This window comes from Bradyrhizobium sp. SK17, assembly GCF_002831585.1.
Lineage (GTDB): Bacteria > Pseudomonadota > Alphaproteobacteria > Rhizobiales > Xanthobacteraceae > Bradyrhizobium.
Genome location: NZ_CP025113.1, coordinates 7,461,996 through 7,484,699, shown reverse-complemented (window position 1 = coordinate 7,484,699; position 22,704 = coordinate 7,461,996). Strand labels below are relative to the sequence as shown.

Annotated in this window: 20 protein-coding genes; 16 read left to right on the top strand and 4 right to left on the bottom strand. The window is 65.6% G+C overall.

All coding sequences use genetic code 11. From position 1 onward, the window contains the following. The first annotated feature begins 39 nt into the window (after positions 1–39). A complete protein-coding gene (locus tag CWS35_RS34745; protein WP_100956923.1) occupies positions 40–1,680 on the top strand; it encodes a choline dehydrogenase in 1,641 nt (546 codons plus the stop codon). A 6-nt stretch (positions 1,681–1,686) separates the two neighbouring features. Here the strand turns inward: CWS35_RS34745 and CWS35_RS34740 are convergent, their stop codons facing one another. Genes CWS35_RS34740 through CWS35_RS34730 form a run of 3 tightly spaced genes read right to left on the bottom strand, consistent with a single transcriptional unit; the run spans position 1,687 to position 4,836 of the window. Continuing rightward, positions 1,687–2,709 (bottom strand): class II aldolase/adducin family protein, encoded by a 1,023-nt coding sequence (locus tag CWS35_RS34740; protein WP_100955624.1) that lies wholly within the window; start codon positions 2,707–2,709, stop codon positions 1,687–1,689. Positions 2,710–2,719: 10 nt separating this feature from the next. Then, positions 2,720–3,559, bottom strand: a complete 840-nt coding sequence (locus tag CWS35_RS34735; protein WP_100955623.1) for a TIGR01459 family HAD-type hydrolase — start codon at positions 3,557–3,559, stop codon at positions 2,720–2,722. Then, a complete protein-coding gene (locus CWS35_RS34730; RefSeq protein WP_100955622.1) occupies positions 3,556–4,836 on the bottom strand; it encodes an FGGY-family carbohydrate kinase in 1,281 nt (426 codons plus the stop codon). Before CWS35_RS34730 ends, CWS35_RS34735 begins: the two co-directional genes overlap by 4 nt. A 178-nt stretch (positions 4,837–5,014) precedes the next feature. Between CWS35_RS34730 and CWS35_RS34725 the strand changes: the two genes are divergently transcribed. The 10 genes from CWS35_RS34725 (at position 5,015) to CWS35_RS34680 (ending at position 16,540) form a co-directional block, all read left to right on the top strand. Then, positions 5,015–6,004, top strand: a complete 990-nt coding sequence (locus tag CWS35_RS34725) for a sugar-binding transcriptional regulator (RefSeq protein WP_029878892.1) — start codon at positions 5,015–5,017, stop codon at positions 6,002–6,004. A 22-nt stretch (positions 6,005–6,026) separates the two neighbouring features. Continuing rightward, a complete protein-coding gene (locus tag CWS35_RS34720; protein WP_100955621.1) occupies positions 6,027–7,466 on the top strand; it encodes an extracellular solute-binding protein in 1,440 nt (479 codons plus the stop codon). Positions 7,467–7,581: 115 nt separating this feature from the next. Beyond that, positions 7,582–8,508: a carbohydrate ABC transporter permease gene (locus CWS35_RS34715; protein WP_192827267.1), complete on the top strand. Its 927-nt coding sequence runs from the start codon at positions 7,582–7,584 to the stop codon at positions 8,506–8,508. A 16-nt stretch (positions 8,509–8,524) separates the two neighbouring features. Then, positions 8,525–9,382, top strand: coding sequence for a carbohydrate ABC transporter permease (locus CWS35_RS34710; RefSeq protein ID WP_024579831.1), 858 nt, complete (start codon positions 8,525–8,527; stop codon positions 9,380–9,382). Between the two features lie 3 nt (positions 9,383–9,385). Beyond that, complete coding sequence (locus CWS35_RS34705; RefSeq protein WP_100955620.1) at positions 9,386–10,489, top strand: ABC transporter ATP-binding protein; 1,104 nt, start codon at positions 9,386–9,388, stop codon at positions 10,487–10,489. Positions 10,490–10,511: 22 nt separating this feature from the next. After that, a complete protein-coding gene (locus CWS35_RS34700) occupies positions 10,512–11,621 on the top strand; it encodes an ABC transporter ATP-binding protein (protein ID WP_100956921.1) in 1,110 nt (369 codons plus the stop codon). A gap of 1 nt (position 11,622) precedes the next feature. After that, positions 11,623–13,203: an FGGY-family carbohydrate kinase gene (locus CWS35_RS34695; RefSeq protein WP_100955619.1), complete on the top strand. Its 1,581-nt coding sequence runs from the start codon at positions 11,623–11,625 to the stop codon at positions 13,201–13,203. Next, the gene (locus CWS35_RS34690; RefSeq protein WP_100956920.1) at positions 13,196–14,266 is read left to right on the top strand and encodes a 2-hydroxyacid dehydrogenase; all 1,071 of its coding nucleotides are present in this window, start codon (positions 13,196–13,198) and stop codon (positions 14,264–14,266) included. The genes CWS35_RS34695 and CWS35_RS34690 overlap by 8 nt, the downstream gene beginning before the upstream one ends. 19 nt (positions 14,267–14,285) lie before the next feature. Further along, a complete protein-coding gene (locus CWS35_RS34685) occupies positions 14,286–15,044 on the top strand; it encodes a class II aldolase/adducin family protein (protein ID WP_100955618.1) in 759 nt (252 codons plus the stop codon). After that, positions 15,041–16,540, top strand: coding sequence for a glycerol-3-phosphate dehydrogenase (locus CWS35_RS34680; protein ID WP_100955617.1), 1,500 nt, complete (start codon positions 15,041–15,043; stop codon positions 16,538–16,540). Before CWS35_RS34685 ends, CWS35_RS34680 begins: the two co-directional genes overlap by 4 nt. Before the next feature lie 55 nt (positions 16,541–16,595). Here the strand turns inward: CWS35_RS34680 and CWS35_RS34675 are convergent, their stop codons facing one another. Continuing rightward, positions 16,596–17,516 (bottom strand): LysR substrate-binding domain-containing protein, encoded by a 921-nt coding sequence (locus CWS35_RS34675; RefSeq protein ID WP_024579838.1) that lies wholly within the window; start codon positions 17,514–17,516, stop codon positions 16,596–16,598. Positions 17,517–17,776: 260 nt separating this feature from the next. Here CWS35_RS34675 and CWS35_RS34670 point away from each other — a divergent pair, with 260 nt between their 5' ends. Genes CWS35_RS34670 through CWS35_RS34650 form a run of 5 tightly spaced genes read left to right on the top strand, consistent with a single transcriptional unit; the run spans position 17,777 to position 22,698 of the window. Further along, positions 17,777–18,811: an ABC transporter substrate-binding protein gene (locus CWS35_RS34670; RefSeq protein WP_100955616.1), complete on the top strand. Its 1,035-nt coding sequence runs from the start codon at positions 17,777–17,779 to the stop codon at positions 18,809–18,811. A gap of 26 nt (positions 18,812–18,837) precedes the next feature. Further along, positions 18,838–19,878 carry an ABC transporter ATP-binding protein gene (locus CWS35_RS34665; protein ID WP_024579840.1) on the top strand — a complete coding sequence of 347 codons (1,041 nt, stop codon included), beginning with the start codon at positions 18,838–18,840 and terminating at the stop codon, positions 19,876–19,878. Next, positions 19,875–20,750, top strand: coding sequence for an ABC transporter permease (locus CWS35_RS34660; protein ID WP_024579841.1), 876 nt, complete (start codon positions 19,875–19,877; stop codon positions 20,748–20,750). Before CWS35_RS34665 ends, CWS35_RS34660 begins: the two co-directional genes overlap by 4 nt. Beyond that, positions 20,747–21,553: an ABC transporter permease gene (locus CWS35_RS34655; RefSeq protein ID WP_100955615.1), complete on the top strand. Its 807-nt coding sequence runs from the start codon at positions 20,747–20,749 to the stop codon at positions 21,551–21,553. Before CWS35_RS34660 ends, CWS35_RS34655 begins: the two co-directional genes overlap by 4 nt. Before the next feature lie 8 nt (positions 21,554–21,561). Continuing rightward, positions 21,562–22,698, top strand: coding sequence for an FAD-binding oxidoreductase (locus tag CWS35_RS34650; RefSeq protein ID WP_100955614.1), 1,137 nt, complete (start codon positions 21,562–21,564; stop codon positions 22,696–22,698). Positions 22,699–22,704 lie beyond the last annotated feature (6 nt).

Sequence of the window (22,704 nt, the reverse complement as noted above, 5' to 3'; positions counted from 1 at the left end):
TCGCCTCGCAGAAACGCGAAGAAGAAGATGGAGGAGACCATGGTGGATTACGTCATTGTGGGCGCCGGCTCTGCCGGATGCGTCCTGGCAAACCGCCTGTCGGAGGTTCCCGAGAATCAGGTCGTACTGCTCGAGGCAGGCGGCAAGGACAGCAATCCCTTCATCCACATGCCGGCGGGATACCTCGCGCTGATGAAATCCGGCAGCGTCGATTGGCACTACCACACCGATCCGCAGCCGCATCTCGACAATCGTGTGCTGTTCTGGCCGCGCGGCAAGGTGCTGGGCGGATCAAGCTCGATCAACGGCATGGTCTACATCCGCGGCCATGCCTCCGACTATGACATGTGGGCGCAGCTCGGCAATCGCGGCTGGTCCTATGCCGACTGCCTGCCGTATTTCATCCGCTCCGAAGGCCGCCAGTTGGGCGCCGACGATTATCATGGCGCCGACGGCCCGCTGCGCACCAGCCGGCTGCCGGAATTGACCCATCCCCTGACCAGGGCCTGGTTCGAGGCAGGCAAGCAGGCCGGCTATCGCGCGACCGATGATTTCAACGGCGCCGAGCAGGAAGGCTTCGGTCCGGTCGATTCGACGATCGCGGACAACAAGCGTGCCAGCGTTGCGCGCTGCTATCTGCATCCGGTGATGAACCGTCCTAACCTCAAGGTGATCACTAAGGCGCTGGCCTCGCGTATCCTGGTCGAGGGTGGACGCGCGGTCGGCGTCGAATACATCAAGGGCGGCCAGGTCCACACGCTGCGGGCCGAACGCGAGGTGATCCTGGCCGGCGGCGCGATCAACTCGCCGCAATTGTTGCAGCTGTCGGGCATCGGCGACGGCGATCAGCTGCATTCGCTCGGCATCAAGGTCGAGCACGAGCTCAAGGGCGTCGGGCAAAACTTGCAAGATCACCTCGCCTGCGGCGTGAAGCAGCGTTGCACCCAGCCGATCTCGTTCCTCAAGCATACCAAGCCGCTCGGCGCCACCGCGGCCTTTATCCAATATGTGCTGACCAGGACCGGTCCTGCGACATCGCACGGGCTGGAGGCAATGGCGTTCCTCAAATCGCAGACCGATCTGGTGGCGCCGGATCTGCAATTCTTCTTCGTGCTGCTGATCTATGGCGACCACGGCCGCAAGATCGTCAACGAGCACGGCTTCATGGCCTATTTCAACATCGCGCGGCCCGAGAGCCGCGGCTCGATCATGATCACCTCGGCCGATCCTCTCAAGCATCCCGCGATCCGCCCGAACTATCTTCAGGCGCCGGAGGACGTGCGCAACATGCGCGACGGCATCAGGGTCGGCCGCGAGATCATCGCGCAGAAGGCGTTCGATCCCTATCGCGGCGAGGAATACGCGCCGGGTTCGCGCGCAACGTCGGATGCCGCTATCGACAGCTACGTCCGGCAAAGCTGCGAAACCATCTATCATCCAGTCGGCACCTGCAAGATGGGCTCCGATCCGCTCGCCGTCGTCGACGACCAGCTTCGCGTGCACGGCCTCGAGGGCCTGCGGGTGATCGACGCCTCGATCATGCCGCGGCTGGTGTCGGGCAACACCAACGCGCCGACGGTGATGATCGCAGAGAAGGGCGCCGACTTCATCCTCGGCCGCCAGCCGCTCGCGGCGGCGGCGAGCGCCACCGGCGCCGGTCTGCGGCAGGCAAGCCTGTAGCCGCACTCAGCGGCTGGCGGTGAGTTGCTGGCGGTAGCGCTCGGCGTCCCAATTGAGGAGGGCGTTCTCGTTCTGCTCGGTCAGATAATGGATCGGTGCGTTCGGCGGCAGGCGGCAGGTCACCAGCGCGAGGCAGCTCAGCATCGCTTCGGCGCCGGCGCTGGCATCCTTGCGGATCACGCTGCCGATCCCGGGGATCAGGACAGCGACCGGCGGCGGCGCATCGGTCTTCTTCAAGTCCGCTGCGCGGAGACTGCCGCCGTGCCCGAGGGTCGGCATCGCCCGCCCCAGGAACACGACATGATCGGGATAGAGCGAGCCGCCGGTGGCGACCGCGAGATTGTGCCGATCGGTGGCGATGCCATGGCAGCGCGGGTCGGATGGCACCCGATAGTCGGTGCCGGCGCAGATGCTGCGCAGCGCGTCGCTGTCGGCTGCCAATGCCTCACGCGGCATCAGCGCGAGGCGCTGCTCGACGTCGGCCACCATGGCTTCCGCGGCCTCGCAGGTCGTGGCGCCGACGACGAGGCCGTGATTGCCGAGGATCAGGACATCGACGGGTTCGCGCGCGATCGCCGCGCTCACCGCCTGGGCCAGCGGCAATCCCGGATGACAATAATCGAGGTAGCGCCAGTTGAGGCCGGCGAGCCGGCGTGTGAGCTCGGCAGGCGCGTCGGTCCGCACCGCCCAGGCGATCGTGTTGACGGAGTGGACGTGCAGCACCACCGGGTGCGGCATCAAGGCATGCAGCGAGGTCTCGATCGAGGCACGCAATGTCGTCGTGGCGCCCGGGGCGAGCGGCACGCGTTCGTCGCCTTGCTCCAGCGCGGCGAGGGCAGCGGACAGCGCGACCGGGACGAAGATGTCCTTGTCGGTGGCATCGGACAGCCATGTGCCGGAGGCCTTCACCCACAGCGTATCGCGATCCTTTACCGATGAATTGCCGCCGGCGCCCTGCACCAGCAGCATGTTCCTGCCGACACGCGCCGACATCTCGCGGAGGTCATTGATCTGAGCGGGCTGTTGCATGGTGTGGATCTCACCAGATGAACTGCGTCATGGTCCAGTGCGGCGTGCGTGAATCATGGTCGGACAATCGTCCGGCATCGTCGCGGTGCACGCCGGCGCGCAGGAACAACGTCAGCATGCCGGCTGCGCGTCCGCCGGCGACGTCGTGGTCGAGGGAATCGCCGACCATCAGCACGCGCGCCGGCGTCGGATGGCCGAGCTGATCGAGTGCAGCGGCGAAGATCGGCGCGTGCGGTTTGCCGACAAAGCTGGCGCGGCCACCGAGGCTCCCATAGAAGCGCGCCAGCGCGCCGGGCGCGGGGATCAATCCATGCGCGCCGAACATGGTCAGATCGGGATTGGCGCACAGCATCGGCAGCCCGCGGGTGGCTGCACGGGCCAGGCACTCCCGCCACTGTTCGGGTTCGGCCGCGGCATCGTCGAGGCCCGCGAGCAGGATGAAGTCGGCGTTCTCGACGTCGTCCGCGACGGCAAGATCGAGCCCGTTGATGATGGTGCGGTCACCGCCGCGCGTGATCAGGAAGCAGGTGCGGCCCAACTCGTTGAATGGCGGGTGCGCGCGCGTCTTCAGTCCGATCCAGGTGGCTTCGCCCGACGTGAGGATGCCGTCGTAAGCGTCCGCTTGCAGGCCAAGGGCGGCGAGACGTTTCGCATTGCCATCCGCGCGCTTGCCGGAGTTCGACAGCACCATCACGCGCTTGCCGGCCTGGCGCAGCCGCACCACGCAGTCGAGTGCAGCCGGAAAGATCGCCTGTCCTTCGTGCAGCGTGCCCCATTGGTCGAGCAGCACATGATCGAACCGATCGATGATGCTGTGAAGGCCATCGATGTCGATCGGACCTTGCTTCATGCCGGACCGCCCCGCAGCGCCAGCAGTGCTGCGCCATAGCTCGCCTCGGTCTGTTCGGCGACCGTCACGGGTACGCCGAGCGCATGGTGCCTGATCTCGGTCCATGCCTCGTTCCTTGCGCCGCCGCCGATGCTGATGACGCGGCGCAGTGCCGGCGCGCCGAGGCGGCCTAGCTGCTGATAGGCCAGCGCCTCGACCGACGCGATGCCCTCCAGCAGCGCCTGAAAGAAGCGATGGTCCTCCGCCGGTCGCGGTGTAACCCGCGGCGGCATCGCCGGATCGGCGATCGGAAAGCGCTCGCCGGGCTTGGCCAACGGATAATAGTCGAGACCGGTCGGTGCCTCCGGTTGCAATCGCGGCGTCAGGCGCTCCATCTCGGCGGCGCTGAAATGGGCCAGCAGTGCGCCGCCGCCGGTGTTGGAGGCGCCGCCGGCAAGCCAGCGCTCGCCGAGCCGGTGCGAATAGACACCCTGGCTCGCGGCAAAGATCGGCTGTGTCGCCAGCAGCTTCACCACCAGCGTAGTGCCGAGCGAGGTGACGGCGTCACCCGGCGTGTCGGCGCGGGTGGCGATGAAGGCTGCGACGCCATCGGTGGTGCCGGCCGCGATCCGAGCCGACGGTGGCAGGCCGAGCGTGGCCGCAATTTTCGGATCGATCTCCGCAAACGTTGCTCCCGGCACCAGCACCTTCGGCAGCAGGTCGCGCGGCACCGCGAGGCGATCGAGCCAGGCTGGCCATGTGCGCGTCACCGGATCGTAGCCGAGCTTGAGCGTGTTGTTCTCGTCGCTGACGCCGTGTTGTCCGGCCAGCCGGCCGGCGATCCAGTCGGCCTGATGCACGGCAAAGCGTGCGCCGCGCGCGCTGTCTTCGTTCAACAGATGCAGCAGCTTGGCCAGCGCGCTGCTCGCGCCATGCGCGCCGCTCTCGGCAGGTGCTATGGCTGCGATGCGGGCAGCTTCCGCCGTGGCGCGCGCATCATTGTACATCAGCCCCGTCGTCAGCGGCCGGCCGTCTTCATCGATCAGCAGCAGCGTGCCCGAGGTTCCGTCGACGGATATGCGCTCGACGTCTGCGAGATCGATCTTGTGGCTGAGCTTGCCGATCGCGGCAATCGTCGCCTGCCACCACAGCTCCGGCTCCTGATCGATCGCGTTGCCGTCCTGTCGCGGCGGCGGCAGCGCAGTCGATTCCATGCCCTGGATATTTCCGCGCGCATCGATCGCACAGGCGCGCACGCCACCGGTGCCGACGTCAATTCCGAGGAACAAGCCTGTCATCAGACCTCACCACGATCGCTTCGTAACACGGCGCCGGCAGCTTCGTTCGCGAGCAACGTTGCACTGCAACACGTTTGGGGGATTGACGTCTCGATCTGCGTCTGCAATTTTTTGCAGCATCTGAAGAATTTTGCAAGCGGGCTTTTGCGGCGTGGTGACCTCCTCCGACAGGGTGCCGATGATTGACGGCGAAGCCTCGCTGGCGACCCGCGCGGCGTGGCTGTACTTCGCCGCCGGCCTGACCCAGTCCGAGGTCGCGGAGCGGCTCAACATCCAGAGCACCAAGGCGCACCGGCTGATCGCGCGCGCGAGCCGCGAAGGCATGATCCGCGTCTTCGTCGAGGGGCCGGTGGCCGAATGCGTGGCGCTGGAGAACGTGCTGGCCGAGCGCTTCGGCCTGGGCTTCTGCCGCGTCGCGCCCGATCTCGGCGAAGGCGACTGGCCGCTGAAGGCGCTCGCACTCGAAGGCGCGAGCTTCCTGCGGCAGATTCTCGAGCGCGGCGAGCACAAGATCATCGGCGTCGGTCACGGCCGCACGCTGGCGGCGGTGGTCGAGCAATTGCCGCAGACGCCGGCCCGCGACGTGCAATTCGTCTCGCTGCTCGGCGGCCTGACGCGCAAGTTCGCCGCCAACCCGTTCGACGTGATTCATCGGTTGGCGGAGCGGACGGGAGCCGAGGCCTATCTCTTACCGGTGCCGGTGTTCGCGAATTCGGTCGCCGACCGCGCGGTGCTGATGCAGCAATACGGCATTGCGGAGGTGTATGCGCTGGCGCGTGAGGCATCGCTGCTGTTCGTCGGCATCGGGCAGATCCACAGCGACGGATTCCTGGTCTCGAGCGGAATGATCAAGCCGGACGAGGTCGTGGAATTGAAGCGGGCGGGAGCGTGCGCCGACCTGCTCGGGCGCTTCTTCAGCGCCGACGGCCAGGTGCTCGACCTCGATCTCTCCGCGCGTGCTACCTCGATGGCGCCCGCAGACCTCAGGGCGCATCGCATCGTCGCGATCGGCGGTGGGCTCGCCAAGGTGGCCGCTTTGCGCGCGGTGCTGCGCAGTGGCCTGCTGCACGGCCTCATCATCGATGAAGTGACCGCGCAGGCACTCGTGACCGATAAGCCGGAGACAACATCCGGCAAGACCAAGACCAAAGGTCGTAAGGGAAAGTAAACGCGCACAATGGGAGGTTACAATGTTCGATCGAGAGAAGAACCTATTCGACTCCTACGCCGCCAAGCGCATCAGCCGGCGTGACCTGCTCGATGGCGCTGCCAGGCTCGGCATCGTCGGTGCTGCCGCCAATGCCGGTTTCGCATCGGCAGTGTCGCGGGCGATGGCGGCGGATTTCAACTGGAAGGCCTATAGCGGCAAGTCGGTCAAGCTGCTGCTGAACAAGCATCCCTATGTCGATGCGATGATCGGTGACCTGGAAGCGTTCAAGACGCTGACCGGGATGAACGTCACCTACGACATCTTTCCGGAGGACGTCTATTTCGACAAGGTGACGGCGGCGCTGTCGTCCAAGTCGGATCAGTACGATGCCTTCATGACCGGCGCCTACATGACCTGGACCTACGGTCCGGCCGGCTGGATCGAGGATCTCAACGCCTACATCAAGGACCCCGCCAGGACCAATCCGGCGTTTGCCTGGGACGATGTGCTGCCCGGCCTGCGCGCCTCGACGGCCTGGGACGGCGTCGCCGGCTCCGAGCTCGGTTCGGGCAAGGCCAAGCAGTGGTGCATTCCATGGGGCTATGAGCTCAACAACATCACCTACAACCGCAACATCTTTGACAAGGTCGGCGTCAAGCCACCGAAGAATCTCGACGAGATGCTCGAGGTCGCCGCGAAGATCACCAAGGACGCCGGTGGTCCCTACGGCATCGGCGTGCGCGGCTCGCGCTCGTGGGCGACCATCCATCCCGGATTCCTGTCGGCCTATTCGAATTTCGGCCAGAAGGACTTCGTGATGGAGGGCGGCAAGCTGAAGGCCGCTATGAACACCAAGGCATCGAAGGATTTCCACGAGAAGTGGGTCAAGATGATCCAGGGCTCGGGCCCGAAGAACTGGTCGACCTATACCTGGTATCAGGTCGGCACCGATCTCGGCGCCGGCGCCTCGGGGATGATCTTCGATGCCGACATCCTCGGTTATTTCATGAATGGCGGCGACAACAAAGAGAAGGGGCATCTCGGCTACGCGCCGTTCGCCGCCAACCCGGCGGCCAAGGCGCCGACGCCGAATGTCTGGATCTGGTCGCTCGCGCTGTCGAGCTTCTCCAAGCAGAAGGATGCGGCGTGGCTGTTCATGCAGTGGGCGGCTTCGACCGAGCACGGCCTGTTCGGCGCCCGCAAGATGGACTTCGTCAACCCGGTGCGCGCTTCGGTGTGGAAGGACAGTGAGTTCCGCGATCGTATCGCCAAATCATATCCGGGCTATCTCGAGCAGCATGACGTCTCCTCGCCCGGCGCCAAGATCTACTTCACGGCGCAGCCGCTGTTTTTCGACCTGACCACCGAATGGGCGGCCTCGCTGCAAAAGATGGTGGCCAAGGAAGTCAGCGTCGACGAAGGCCTCGACAAGCTCGCCGAGAGCATCAACCGCCAGCTCAAGCAGGCGGGCCTCGGGTGAACACCTTGCGTGGTGCCCTGATTCCTCCGCACCACGACAACCCGCCGGTTCGGATCGTACTCCGATCCGAACCGGCGATGTTGCAGCGAACAAGTGAGCTCCCGTTGTCATGAGCATGGCCCAGCTTTCCGAGACCAACACGGTCCCACGCCGCAACCCCCGGCCGCGCGGGCGCCTTCTGCCATATCTGCTGAGCCTGCCGGCACTGCTGGTCTGCATCGCGATCCTGGTGCCGTTCGTGACGGCGGCGGTCTACTCGTTGCAGCGCTACCGGCTGAATCTGCCCTATCTGCGCGGCTTCATCTGGGCCGACAATTACATCGACTTCCTCACCGATCCGGCGTTCTGGAACACGCTGAAGATATCGCTGATCTATACGGCCGTGACCGTGGTGGTGGAGCTGCTGCTTGGCCTCGGCATCGCCCTGCTGTTGCGGCGTCCGACCCGCTTCCACAATGCGGTGTCGATCATGCTGTTGCTGCCGCTGATGACGGCGCCGGCGATCGCGGCGCTGATGTGGAAGCTGATGACCAATCCGAGCTTCGGCATCCTGTCCTATCTGGTCAGCCTGTTCGGCATCCACGATTTCAAATGGGCGTCCGATCCGTCGACCGCGCTGTTTACGGTGGTGTTGGTCGATGTCTGGGTCTACACGCCCTTCATCATGATCCTGCTGCTGGCCGGCTTGCGCTCGCTGCCACGGCAGCCGTTCGAAGCCGCCGCGCTCGATGGCGTGCCGGCGAGCTTCGTGTTCTTCCGCATCACGCTGCCGATGCTGGCGCCCTATATCATCACCGCGTCGCTGTTCCGCCTGCTCGACTCGATCCAGCAGTTCGACATCATCTACGCGATGACGCAGGGCGGGCCCGGCGACCGCTTGATGGTGTTCCAGGTCCAGGCCTATCTCGAATTCTTCCAGTACACCAATGTCGGACGTTCGGCGGCGCTGCTGATGATCCTGTGGCTGATCACCAACATCCTGTCCAACATCTTCATCAAGAACTGGCTGCGGCTGCGGGCGCGCGCCCATAGTCACGCGTGAGCGGCGGGAGGCGACGATGGATCATTCCAGTCTTGCGGGTCGCATCTTCCGGGGTGTCGCGCTGGCGCTCGTGCTGGTGTTCTTCATGTTTCCGATCGTCTGGATCTTCCTGATGTCCTTCCAGACCAACGAGCAGATCCTGCGGATTCCACCGCGCATCCTGTTCGAGCCGACGCTGACCAATTACCAGGCCTTGATCTCGGGACAGTTGCGCACCACGGCCGGCAATCTCGAAATCTCCTTCATGCGCAATTTGATGAACAGCTTCGTGCTGTCGAGCGCGGCGGTGATCCTTGCGCTGCTGCTCGGCGTGCCGGCGGCCTATGCGTTCGCGCGCTTCAAGTTCAGGCTCGGCGAATCCATCGCCTTCACGCTGCTGTCGTTCCGCTTCGCGCCGCCGCTGCTGGTGCTGCTGCCGCTGTCGCTCTACTATCAGCAGCTCGGCCTCAGCGACACCTATTTCGGCATCGTCTGGGTCTATCAACTGATCGCGCTGCCCTTGATCCTGTGGATCGTGCGTGGCTATTTCGAGGATATCAGCCCGGACATCGAGCACGCCTACCGCCTGGCCGGGCATTCCTGGCGCGAGACCTTTGCCCGCATCGCGGTGCCGCTGGCCGGTCCCGGCATCGCGGCCGCCGGGCTGTTGTCGTTCATCTTCTGCTGGAACAATTTTGTCTTCGCGCTGATCCTGGCCTCTGCCGACAAGCAGCCGGTGACGGTCGGTGCGCTGGCCTTCGTCACGGCCTCGGGAATCCAGTACGGGCAGATCGCGGCGGCGATCGTGCTGTCGGTGACGCCGACCTTGCTGCTCGCGCTCTACGCCCAGCGCTATCTGGTCGAAGGGCTGTCGCTCGGCGCGGTGAAGGGCTGAACCATGGCGCGTCTCGACATCAACGCTCTCGGCAAGTCGTTCGGCCCGATCCGCTGCGCCGACGGGCTGTCGTTCACGGTTGAACCCGGCGAGATCGTCGCGGTGTTCGGTCCCTCGGGCAGCGGTAAGACCATGTTGCTGCGGATGGTCGCCGGCATGTACGAGCCCGACGAGGGCGACATTCTGGTCGGCGGTCGCTCGATCGTCGGCGCCCCGCCGGAGCGGCGCGGGGTCGGCATGGCGTTCCAGAACTTCGCGCTGTTCCCGCACATGACCGCACGCGACAACATCGCGAGCGGCGTGCGCGCGGGAGCCGGTGGCGGCGACGTCGCGTCGCGGGTCGCCTCAGTCAGCAAACTCCTGAAGATCGAGCATGTCCTCGGCCACATGCCGCGCGAATTGTCGAACGGGCAGAAGCAACGCACCGCATTGGCGCGCGCGCTGATCGGCAATCCCGACGTGCTGCTGCTCGATGACCCGCTTCGCAACGTCGATGCCAAGCTGCGCTACGAGATGCGGCTGGAATTGCCGAGCCTGCTGCGCAGAAGCTCGGCCGCGGTGCTCTATGTCACGCAGGATTATCGCGAGGCGATGGCGATCGCGGACCGGATCGCGGTCCTGGTCGGCGGCCGGCTGGTGCAACTGGCGCGACCTGAAGAGGTCTATGCGAAGCCGGCGTCCGTGGCCGTCGCGCGGCTGTTCGGCGATCCCAGCATCAACCTTGCCGAGGTCGCGCTTCAGGCCGGGCAGGGCGGCCTGAGTGCCGAGGTTGCGGGGACGCGGGTGCGGCTGGACTCGATCGATCCGTCGACCCCACACGGTCCGTACTGGCTCGGGGTTCGTCCCGGCGACCTCGTGATCGGCCGCAATGCCGGAGATGACGCCATTCCCGCCCGCGTCGTCGCCATCACGCCGATGCATGAGCGCGCCGTGCTGTTGCTGCGGTTCGCCGATGGTTCGGAATGGCTCGCGGCACTGCCGCCGGATGCGCCGGTGGCGAGCGCGGATGACGACGTGTTCGTTCGGTTCGCGCCGCAGGGCGCACTGCTGTTCGATCGCGCAACCGGGCTCCGTGTCGGTCAGCCGGACCGGCGGCAGGCGGCATGAGGCAGGCGAGGTGACCATGGGCATGCTCGAAATCCGCAATGTCGACAAGGTCTATCGCAGCCGCGGCAAGCCGCCGGTTCATGCCGTGCGCGCGCTGGATATGGCGGTCGGACGAGGTGAGATCGTTGCACTGCTGGGATCGTCAGGGTGCGGCAAGACCTCGACCTTGCGCATGGTCGCGGGTTTTGAAAGCGTCAGCTCGGGTCAGATCGCATTGGGCGCGCGGCGGATCGATGAGCTGCCGCCGGCGCGGCGCAAGGTGGCGATGGCGTTCGAAGGCTATTCGCTCTATCCGCCGCTCACGGTGCGCGAGAACATCGCCTTCGCGCTGAAGGCGCAGCAGCTGTCGCATGGCGAGGTCAATCGCCGTGTCGACGAGATCGCGCGGCTCGTGGAGATTGAGGATACGCTCGACAAATATCCGCGCTCGATCTCGGGCGGCCAGCAGCAACGGGTGTCGCTGGCGCGGGCGCTGGTGCGCGACGCCGATCTCTATCTGCTCGATGAGCCGATGGGACAGCTCGAGCCGCAGCTCCGCGCCGTGCTGCGCGGGCGGATCAAGGGCCTGCTGGCCGAGCGCGGCATGACGGCGATCTTCGTCACCCATGACCAGACCGAGGCAAGCGCGCTGGCCGACCGGATCGCGGTGATGGAAGACGGTGTGCTGCAACAGTTCGCGAGCGAGAAGGAGCTGAAGAACCGACCGGCCAACCTGTTCGTGGCGAGCTTCATCGGCGAGCCGCCGATGAACCTGCTGGAGACCGATGTTGCGGCCGCGGACGGCGATTTCCGCCTGTCCGCGGGGCCTGACATCGCGTTCCATGTTCCGAGTGGCACGCTCGGTCCGGCCGCACAGCGAGCGCTGGCGCAGAGCAAGCGCGTTCGTGTCGGGATCCGACCGCAGAAGGTCACGGTCGGGAGCGGCGACGTGCAGGTGCGGGTGATGTCCAATCAATGGCTCGGCGACCAGGCGCATGTCGCGGGCGAATGCGCCGGCAATCAGCTGATCGCGGTGACGTCGAGCCGGGTCGCCGCGCGGCCGGGTGACGTCATCCCATTCTCGCTGGACTCACGGCATCTTCATATCTTCGGTGCCGACGGGGTCTGCATTCGCCATGCGGAGGCGGGCTGACATGTCGATGCCGCAGAGCCGCGATGTGATCATCGGCATCGACGCCGGAACGTCACTGATCAAGACGGTGGCGTTCACGCGCGATGGCCGCCAGCTCGCCGACTTCTCGCTGCCCAACAGCTACAGCACCGCGCCCGGCGGCCGGGTCGAGCAGGATATGGCGCGCACCTGGACCGACACCGTGGCCGCGGTGCGTGGTCTTGTGGCCGCGGTGCCGGACGTTGGATCGCGGGTGGCGGCCGTGGCCGTCACGGGGCAGGGCGACGGCACCTGGCTGATCGACGATGATGGCCATCCGGTTGCGCCGGCCCTGCTCTGGCTCGACTCGCGGGCCGGCGACCTGGTCGAGAGCATCCGTGGCAGCGATCGGAATGCCGCGCTCTATCAGCGCACCGGCTCGGGGCTGAGCGCCTGCCAGCAGGGCCCGCAGCTCGCCTGGATGCAAACCCACGCGCCAGAGGCCCTGGCACGCGCACGGACTGCATTCCACTGCAAGGACTGGCTGTATTTCCTGCTCACCGGCCAGCGTGCCACCGATCCGTCGGAAGCGAGCTTCACCTGCGGGAATTTCCGCAGGCGCAGCTTTGATGCGGAGACCGCGAAGCTGATCGGCATTTCCGACTGCATGCCGCTGTTTCCCGATGTGGTCGACGGCGCGGTGACGACGCATCCGTTGAGCGCGGCCGCGGCGCTGGAGACCGGGCTGCCCGAGGGAATTCCGGTGTCGCTCGGCTATGTCGACGTGATCTGCAACGCGCTCGGTGCGGGACTTTACGATCCGGCGCCCGACGTCGGCTGCACCATCATCGGCTCCACCGGCATGCATATGCGGCTGGCGCCAAGCGCGGATGCGGTGGTGCTCAATCCCGAGGCGACCGGCTACACCATGCCGTTCCCAGTACCCGGCCACTTTGCGCAGATGCAGTCGAACATGGCGGCAACGCTCAATATCGACTGGTTGATCGATCTGGCGCGAGACCTGCTGGCGGTCGAAGGCGTGACGCGATCGCGGGCCGATCTGATCCGCGGGCTCGACGCGCGCGTGCTCGCGGCGCGGCCGGGCGATTTGCTGTTCCATCCCTTCATCTCCGATGCCGGAGAGCGCGGTCCCTTCGTGTCGCACGAAGCCAGTGCGCAATTCCTGGGGCTGCGCACGCGCCATGGCTATTGGGATCTGATGCGGGCGGTGATGGAAGGGCTCGCCTTTGCCGCACGCGATTGCTACGCCGCGATGGGCTCGCTGCCGCGTGACCTCCGGATCACCGGTGGTGCGTCGCGAAGCCGGGCGCTCGGCGCCATCCTCGGCGCCGCACTCGAATGCAATGTGCGGGTTTGCAGCCGGAGTGAAGCCGGGGCGGCGGGCGCTGCGATGATCGCCGCGGTGGCGACCGGGATCTATCCCGACATGACGGCCTGCGCGGAGGATTGGGTGAGGCCGTGCCTGAACGCGCCGCAGGCGCACGATCCGGAGCTCGCCACGCGCTATTCGCGCCTGTTCCCGGCCTATCTCAATGCCCGCCTCGCGGCGCGGCCGGTCTGGAAGCAACTCGCAGCGTTACGTGCAGGAGGTGGCCATGTCTGATGCCATCAGGTCTGATGCCATCGCGTCTGACACCATTGCCATCATCGGCGATCGTTTCATGCTGCCGTCGGTGTTTGCCGAGCGGATCGTGGCGGCGTGCGGCAAGGATGTCGATATTCGTATGCTCGAGCAGCCGTGGCCGGACCAGCCGATGGAGCACGGCTACGCCGGCTCCAAGCTCGACGGGTTGAAGGAGTTCATGGGCGATCCGGATCAGATCGCCGGCTTCATCGGCGACGCGCCGATGCTGGTGACGCATCTGGCGCCGATCTCGCGGTCGATGCTGGAACGGCTGCCGAACCTCAAATTCATCGCGGTGTCGCGCGGCGGTCCGGTCAATATCGACATGCAGGCCGCGCGCGACCACAAGGTGCTGGTCGTCAACACACCGGGCCGCAACGCCAGCGCGGTGGCCGAATTCACCATCGGCGCCATTCTTGCCGAGACGCGGCTGATCCGCAGCGGCCATGAATCGCTGCGCGCCGGCGAATGGCGCGGCGATCTCTACCGCGCCGATCGCACTGGGCGCGAGCTCGGCGAGATGACGGTCGGGATCGTCGGCTATGGCGCGATCGGCAGCCGCGTGGTGAAGCTGCTCAAGGCGTTCGGCTGCAAGATCCTGGTGGCCGATCCCTATGTCCAGATCAGCGCCCAGGACCGCAATGACGGCGTCGAGCATGTCGGCCTCGCCGATCTGCTCGCGCGCGCCGACGTAATCAGCCTGCACGCCAGGGTCACCGCCGAGACCACCCGGTTCATCGATCGTGCGGCGCTGGCGCGGATGAAGCCGGATGCCTTCTTCATCAACACCGCACGCGGCCCGCTGGTCGACTATGACGCGCTCACCGAGGCCTTGTCGGCGGGACGGCTCGGTGGCGCGACGCTCGACACTTTCGCGGTCGAGCCGGTGCCGCCCGACTGGCCGCTGCTGCAACTGCCCAATGTCACGCTGACGCCGCATATCGCCGGCGCCTCCGTGCGTACCGTGACCTTCGCCGCCGACCAGGCGGCTGAGGAGGTTCGCCGCTTCCTGGCCGGCGAGCCGCCGCTCAATCCCTGCTGAAGACGAAAGGTGCCTTGATATGACCCGTGAGGAACGACAATTGCGCGAGGCGATCATCGCCAAGTGCCGCTGGATGAACGCGTCGGGTCTCAACCAGGGAACGTCGGGCAACATCTCCGCGCGCTACAAGGACAGGATGCTGATCACGCCGTCGGCCACGCCCTACGATGCGATGAAGCCGGACATGATCGCCTCGATGCCGCTGGAGGGCGAGTATGGCTCATGGGATGGGCCGTTGCAGCCATCGACCGAATGGCGCTTCCATCTCGACATCATGCGCGCCCGGCCCGATGTCGGCGGCATCGTGCACACCCATTCGACCTACGCCACCGTGCTGGCGATCGCGCGCAAGCCGATTCCCGCCTGCCATTACATGATGGCCGCGTTCGGCGGCCACGACATCCGTTGCGCGGGCTATGCGCGCTACGGCACCGCTGAATTGTCGGAGCATGCGCTGGCCGCGCTCGAAGGCCGCAACGGCTGCCTGCTGGCCAATCACGGCATGATCGCCGTCGGCGCCAATCTCGACAAGGCGATGTGGCTTGCGGTCGAGCTCGAAACCATCGCGCGTCAGTACTATCTCTCGCTCGCACTCGAGACCCCGCACATTCTGAGCGAGGAGCAGATCGCCGAGACCGCGCGGGGCTTCTCCAGCTACGGCTTGCAGGCGCCGAAGCCCAAGGCGGCAAAGGCCGCGAAGAAGGCCGCGAAGAGCCGGTCGACACGAAAGGCCGCGGCACACAGGCGGGTCGAGAAGAAGCGCAGCAGGACGCGATGATTGCGGCTGCACCGGGCGCCGACCACGGGCTCGTCGACATCGCCATCATCGGCGGCGGCATCAACGGTGCCGGGATTGCGCGCGATGCGGCCGGTCGCGGTCTCAACGTGCTGCTGTGTGAGAAGGGCGACTTCGCCGAGGGCACCTCGTCGCGTTCCGGCAAGCTCGTGCACGGCGGATTGCGCTATCTCGAATACTACGAGTTTCGCTTGGTCCGGGAGGCGTTGATCGAGCGCGAGGTGCTGCTGGCATCTGCGCCGCATATCATCTGGCCGATGCGCTTCGTGCTGCCGCATTCGCCCGAGCAGCGGCCGGCCTGGCTGATCCGGAGCGGGCTGTTTCTCTATGACCATCTCGGCGGCCGCAAGCAGTTGCCGGCGAGCCGCGGGCTCGATCTGTCACGCGCGCCCGAAGGCAAGCCGCTCCGCGAGGAATATCGCCGCGGCTTCGAGTATTCGGATTGCTGGGTCGACGATGCTCGGCTCGTGATCCTCAACCTGATCGATGCCGCCCGCAGCGGCGCCGTCATCCTGCCGCGGACCAGCGCGGTGAGCGCGAGGCGGGAGCAGGGCGCCTGGCGTCTGGAGATGCAAGGCGTGGGCGGTCCGCAGGTGGTGCGCGCGCGTGCGCTGGTCAATGCGGCCGGCCCCTGGGTGAGTGATGTCGTGCAGGGCGTCGTGGGATTGAACTCGTCGCACAATGTGCGGCTGGTCAAGGGCAGCCACATCGTGGTGCCGAAATTCTGGAGCGGGCCGCAGGCCTATCTGCTCCAGAACGAGGATCGCCGCGTGATCTTCGTCAATCCCTATGAGGACAGTCTGGCGTTGATCGGCACCACCGACATTCCCTATGACGGCCGGGCGGAGGACGTCGTGATCGATGCCGACGAGACCGCCTATCTGCTCGGCATCCTGCGGCGCTACTTTCGCGCGTCTCCGGGGCAGCACGACATCGTGCATGCCTTTTCCGGTGTGCGGCCGCTCTACGACGACAATTCGGACAATCCATCGGCGGTCACGCGCGACTATGTATTCGAGGTCCACGGCACGCCGGAGGAGCCGCCGCTGCTTACGATCTACGGCGGCAAGATCACGACCTACCGCCGGCTCGCCGAGCACGCGCTTGGTCGCTTGGCGCCCTGGTTTCACAAGATGTCGCCAGCCTGGACGGCGGGGAAGCCCTTGCCCGGCGGTGACATCGGCGGCACGTTCGAGGGCTTCGCGACAGAGCTCGCGCGAGCCTATCCCGATCTGCCCGGCACGCTGACGCATCATTATGCGCGGCTCTACGGCACCCGCGCGCGCGACCTGCTTGGATCGGCCCGTAGCGTCATCGACCTTGGCCGTCACTTCGGCGGAGATTTCTATGAATGCGAGGCGGACTTTCTCCGGGCAACGGAGTGGGCGGAGGAGCCCGCGGATTTTCTCGAGCGGCGCACCAAGCACGGCTTGCATTTGACGCGCGCGCAACGTGACGCCTTCGAAGCCCATCTGTGAGCAGGAGCCAACCGGATGGCATGCCGTTAGGTGGCAAGCGCGAGCGGCAATCCTCTCATCCGCTTACCGAGTGAAGCTGACCATCCAGTTCGTTGAGCGATCGTCGCACGGTCTCGACCAGGTCCAAGGCCACCGGCGAGGGGCTCCGCTGCGCTGGAAAAACCGCCGCGAACTGGAAGTCGATCCGCGGCAGGAAGCGACGCACCACGACGCCGCGGGTCGCGAACTCCTGTGCGGTGAAAGGATCGCAGAGCGCGACCCCGAGCCCGGACGACACCATGCCGCACATGATCTCCGACAACGCGGTCTCGACCCGCAACACGCGGTGGACGTCGTCGCGTTGGAAGATCTGGTCGATCAGATGCCGGCTGGCCGATCCGGCCGAGAGTGAGATGAACGTCTCTCCCTCGAAGTCGCGCGACTGCAAAACCTCCTTCGCCGCCAGGTGATGACCGGTCGGGAGAACCGCGACGCGTGGCAAGGCTGGCAGGCGCATGCTTGGCAAGGCGGAATGGGCGATCGGAAGCTCGGCGAAGCCGATGTCGCACTGGTTGTTCAACACCCAATCGATGACGATCGGCGAGATCACGCCGAAGAAGGCAAGGTTGAGGTTGGGGCGTTGCTTCAGGAAATGTCCTGCGAGCCGCGGCAGATAACCATTCGAGATCGCGGGCAATGCGGCAATCCGCAGCGTGCCGATGCGACGGCCGCGGATCTCCTCGGCTGCCGCGGTGATGCGTTCGAGGCCGACGAATGAACGTTCGACCTCGGTATAGAGCGCAATGGCTGCGGCGGTCGGCACCAGCCCGGTGCCGCGCCGCTCGAACAATTCCATCTTCAACAGCGCCTGGAAGTCGCGCAGCAGCCGGCTCACCGCGGGCTGCGTCACCGCCATCAGCTTCGCCGCTTCAGTGACGCCACCGGTCAGCATCGTCGCCCTGAAGGCTTCCACCTGTCGCGGGTTGATCCGCGGCATGTCGTATCCTTTTCATAACATTTAGGCATACAGAGGTTGCCATTATTCATTGGACGATGGAAGCGTTGGTTGCGATCTTTTTCATCAGCGCTGGAGACAGCCCGTTTTTTCGGCAGATTGGAGGGGTTCAAAGCCCTTCTTGCTAATAGCGACACCCGCTGAACAGGGGCCGGAGCCCTGATCGAGCGGAATTGGCGCCGATCGAATGCGGATGGCTCCCGCCGGCACGTCACCCCATCCCGGTATTGGAGATCGGTCCCATGAAGAATTTCAGCCTCCTGACTGCGGTCGGCATCGCGGCACTGGCCGCGATCCCGTCGCTCGCCATGGCCCAGCAGAAAACGCTCTACGTGGCCGGCTATGGCGGCTCGTTCGAGAAGACCATCCGCGAACAGGTGATCCCGGGCTTTGAGAAGGAGAACGGCGTCAAGGTCGAATACGTCGCCGGCAACTCGACCGATACGTTGGCAAAGCTCCAGGCGCAGAAGGGTAATCAGCAGATCGACGTGATCATCGTCGACGACGGCCCGATGTATCAGGCGATCCAGCTCGGCTTCTGCGGCAAGCTCGACGGACTTCCGGCCGATATCTACGACACCGCCCGCTTCAAGGATGATCGCGCCGTGGCGATCGGCATCGTTGCGACCGGCCTGATGTACAACACCAAGGCATTTGCGGAGAAGGGCTGGGCGCCGCCGACCTCCTGGAACGACCTGAAGGATCCGAAATACCAGAAGCAGCTCGTCATCCCGCCGATCAACAACACCTACGGCCTGGAGGCGTTGCTGATGCTCGCGAAGATGAACGGCGGCAGCGAAGCCAATGTCGATGCCGGCTTCAAGATCTTCAAGAACGACATCAATCCGAACGTGCTCGCCTACGAGCCGTCGCCGGGCAAGATGACCGAGCTGTTCCAGTCCGGCCAGGCCGTCATCGCCGTATGGGGCTCCGGACGCGTGCAGAGCTTTGCCAATACCGGCTTCCCCGTCGACTTCGTCTATCCGAAGGAAGGCGCGGCGACGCTATTGACCACCGCCTGTCCGATCGCCAAGCCCAACGCCTCGCCGCTTGCCTCGAGCTTCGTCAAGGGGCTGCTAGATCCGAAGATCCAGCTCGTGATGCTGAAGGACTATGGTTACGGACCGGTGCTGAAATCGCTCGTGATAGCGCCGGAACTCGGCAAGATGGCTCCGCTCGGCGAGCGTGCGGCGAAGCTTTACAATCCGGACTGGACGGTAATCAACGACAAGCGCGAGGAGTGGACCAAGCGCTGGAATCGCGAGGTCGAGCGTTGATCTGATCGCCGCACCGGAGTCAGTCCATGGCCTATCTCGAGCTCGATCGTGTCGCCAAGCAGTTCGGCGCGCAGACTGTCGTCGACGACTTCAGTCTCGCAGTCGGCAAGGGGGAGTTCATCTCCTTCCTCGGCCCCTCCGGCTGCGGCAAGACCACGACGCTACAGATGATCGCAGGCTTCCTCGACCCGACGCGCGGCGCGATCCGCCTCGAGGGCAACGACCTGACCGCCGTGCATCCGGCCAGGCGCGGGCTCGGCATCGTGTTCCAGAGCTATGCGCTGTTTCCGCACATGACCGCGGCGGAGAATGTCGGCTTCGGTCTGGAGATGCGGAATGTGGCGCGAGCGGAGCGCGCCGAACGGGTCCGTGCGGCGCTCGCGATGGTCGGCCTCGCGGGTTACGAGGAACGCCATCCGCGCCGCATGTCCGGCGGCCAGCAGCAGCGTGTGGCGCTGGCGCGTGCGCTGGTGATCCGGCCGAGCGTGCTGCTGCTCGACGAGCCGCTGTCGAACCTCGACGCCAAGCTGCGCGAGGAGATGCAGATCGAGCTGCGCCAGATCCAGCGCACGCTCGGCACCACGACGATCCTGGTCACCCATGACCAGAACGAGGCGATGTCGCTGTCCGACCGTATCGTGGTGATGAGCCAGGGCCGCATCGAACAGATCGGCACGCCGCAGCAGACCTATGAGCGGCCAGCCTCGGCGTTCGTTTCGCAATTCCTCGGCAAGACCAACGACTTTGCCGCGACGATCGACCGCACCAGCACGCCCGCGCGATTGCTCGCGGGGTCGTGGAGCGCGCCGGCGCCTGCCGGGCTCAGCGGTCCCGTGACGATCAGCGTTCGTCCCGAACGGATCGGCTTCGGCGATACCGGCCTCTGTGCAAAAATCGTCACGCGCATCTTCCAGGGCAATCACTGGCTGTTCCAGTGCGAGAGCGAATGCGGCCCGGCGATCGTGATCCGCCAGAACGACGGCCAGACCCAACCGGCCGAGGGCGACGCGGTCCGCCTCGCCTGGCGTCCGGAGGACATGAGTGCGCGCGCCGGAGCTGCCGCATGAGGACGGCAACGGAGCAACCCAGCATCCGCGCACCCTGGGCGCTGACGGCGCCGGCCCTGATGCTGTTCGTCGGCGTGCTGCTGATTCCGCTGGCGATGACCGTGCTGCTGTCGTTCCACGATTGGGGCCAATACAAGGGCATCGAGCCAGTCTTCATCGTGAAGAACTGGCACGAGATCGTGAGCGATCCGTATTACGCCGAGATGTTCTGGCGCACCTTTCGCATCGCGATCCTGACCACCGTGCTCACGGCCGTGCTCGGTGCGCCCGAGGCCTACATCCTCAATCGTATGAGCGGGCGCTGGAAGAGCTTCTTTCTGCTCGTCATTCTCGGCCCGCTGTTGATCTCGGTGGTGGCGCGCACGCTCGGCTGGGCGCTGCTGTTCGGCGGCAATAACGGGGTGGTCAACAAGCTATTGATGTCGCTCGGACTGATCGGCACGCCAATTCCCTTCATGTTCACCGAAACCGGCATGGTCGTCGCGCTCGCGCACGTGATGATGCCGTTCATGGTGCTCTCGGTGTGGGCCGCCTTGCAGCGGCTCGATCCGCAGATCGAGAACGCCGCGATGTCGCTCGGTGCCGGCTCCCTGACCATCGTTCGCCGCATCATCATGCCGCAGATCATGCCCGGCGTGCTGTCGGGCGCCATCATCGTGTTCTCGCTTTCGGCAAGCGCCTTCGCGACGCCGGCGATCATCGGTGGACGCCGGCTCAAGGTCGCGGCGACGCTCGCCTATGACGAGTTTCTGAACACGCTGAACTGGCCGCTGGGAGCTGCCGTCGCCACGCTGCTGCTGGTCGCGCTGGTGCTGATCGTCGTCGGCAGCAACGCGCTGATCGAGCGGCGCTATGCGGAGGTGTTCCGATGAGACAGAACGGCCCGCTGGCGCTGATCTTCCACACCATCTTCGTGATCGTGATGGTGGCGCCGATCCTCGTCGTCTGTCTCGTCGCCTTCACGCCGGAGGGCTTCCTGTCGCTGCCGACGGGCGGCTTCTCGCTGCGCTGGTTCCGAGCCATCGCGAATTATCCGGAATTCATCCACGCCTTCTGGGTCAGCCTCGGCCTCGGCGCACTGTCGTCGTTCGTGGCGCTGTTGTTCGCGGTGCCGGCGGCACTCGCGATCGCGCGCTATCGTTTCCGCGGCCGCGATGCGCTCGCCGCGCTGTTCCTGTCGCCGCTGATGATCCCGCATGTCGTGCTCGGCATCGCCTTCCTTCGTTTCTTCACCTCGGTCGGAATGGGCGGCAGCTTTGCGGCGCTGATCATCGCACATGTCGTCATCGTGTTTCCGTTCGCGCTACGGCTGACGCTGGCGGCCGCCACCGGCATGGACCTCTCGGTCGAAATGGCGGCGGTCTCGCTCGGCGCCGGCGGGTGGACGCTGTTCCGCCGCGTTACGCTGCCGCTGATCCTGCCTGGCGTGATCAGCGGCTGGGCGCTCGCTTTCATCCAGTCCTTTGACGACCTGACCATGACCGTCTTTCTTGCCGCGCCGGGCACCGAAACGCTGCCGGTGCGCATGTTCCTCTACATCCAGGACAACATCGATCCGCTGGTGACATCGGTGTCGGCCTGCGTGATCGCAATCACCATGACCGCCCTCATTCTGCTCGACCGCTTCTACGGGCTCGACCGCGTGCTCGCCGGCAAGAGCGACACGGGACGATAGGAGAACTCATGTCCGGAGATTATGACGTCGCCGTCGTCGGCGGCGGACTGCTCGGCTCCGCCATCGCCTGGGGACTGGGCCGGCTCGGCAAGTCGGTCGCGGTGCTCGACGAGGGCGATATCGCCAAACGCGCCTCGCGCGCCAACTTCGCGCTGGTCTGGGTGCAGAGCAAGGGGTTGGGCATGCCAGCCTATACGGTCTGGACGGTTCGCGCGTCCGAGGCGTGGGGCAGGCTCGCCGCGGAGCTCAAGCAGCAGACCGGGCTCGACGTTTGCTTGCAGCAGAACGGCGGCTTTCACCTGACGCTCGGCGAGGACGAGTTCGGGCAGCGCGCCGATCTCGTCAAGCGGATGCACAACCAGATCGGCGCTGCCGACTACGGGATGCAGATGCTGCCGGCGTCCGAGGTCAAGAAGGCGCTGCCGCTGATCGGGCCGGACGTCTCGGGCGGCAGCTATTGTCCACACGACGGCCATGTCAATTCGCTGCGCACGTTCCGCGCGTTCCACGCCGGCTTCAAGGCCTTCGACGTCGATTATTTTCCAGAGCGACCGGTCTCGGCGATCTCCAAGCGTGGCGGTGAATTCCAGCTGACGACGCCGCAAGGCGAGCTGCGTGCCGCCAAGGTCGTGCTTGCCGCTGGCAACGCCAACCAGGCGCTTGCGCCGATGGTCGGTCTCCACGCGCCGATGGGCCCGACCCGCGGTCAGATCGTGGTGACCGAGCGCACCATGCCGTTCCTGCCGCACCCGCTGACCACGATCCGCCAGACCGACGAGGGCACCGTGATGATCGGGGACAGCAGGGAGGAGGAGCTCGACGATCGCACGCTCAAGCATTCGGTCAGCGCGGTGATGGCCGATCGGGCGCAGCGCATGTTCCCGCATCTGGCGCGGCTCAACGTGGTCAGGAGCTGGGCCGGGATCCGCGTCATGCCGCAGGACGGGTTTCCGATCTACGACCAGTCGGAGAGCCATCCCGGCGCCTTCGTGGCCTGCTGCCATTCCGGCGTCACGCTGGCTTCCAATCACGCCTTCGACGTGGCGCGCATGGTCGCCCAGGGCGCGCTGGAGCCCGAACTGGTCGGCGCCTTCTCGGCCGGCCGCTTCGGCGGCAACGGCGCGGCCAACCGCAGCGGCTATTAGAGATAT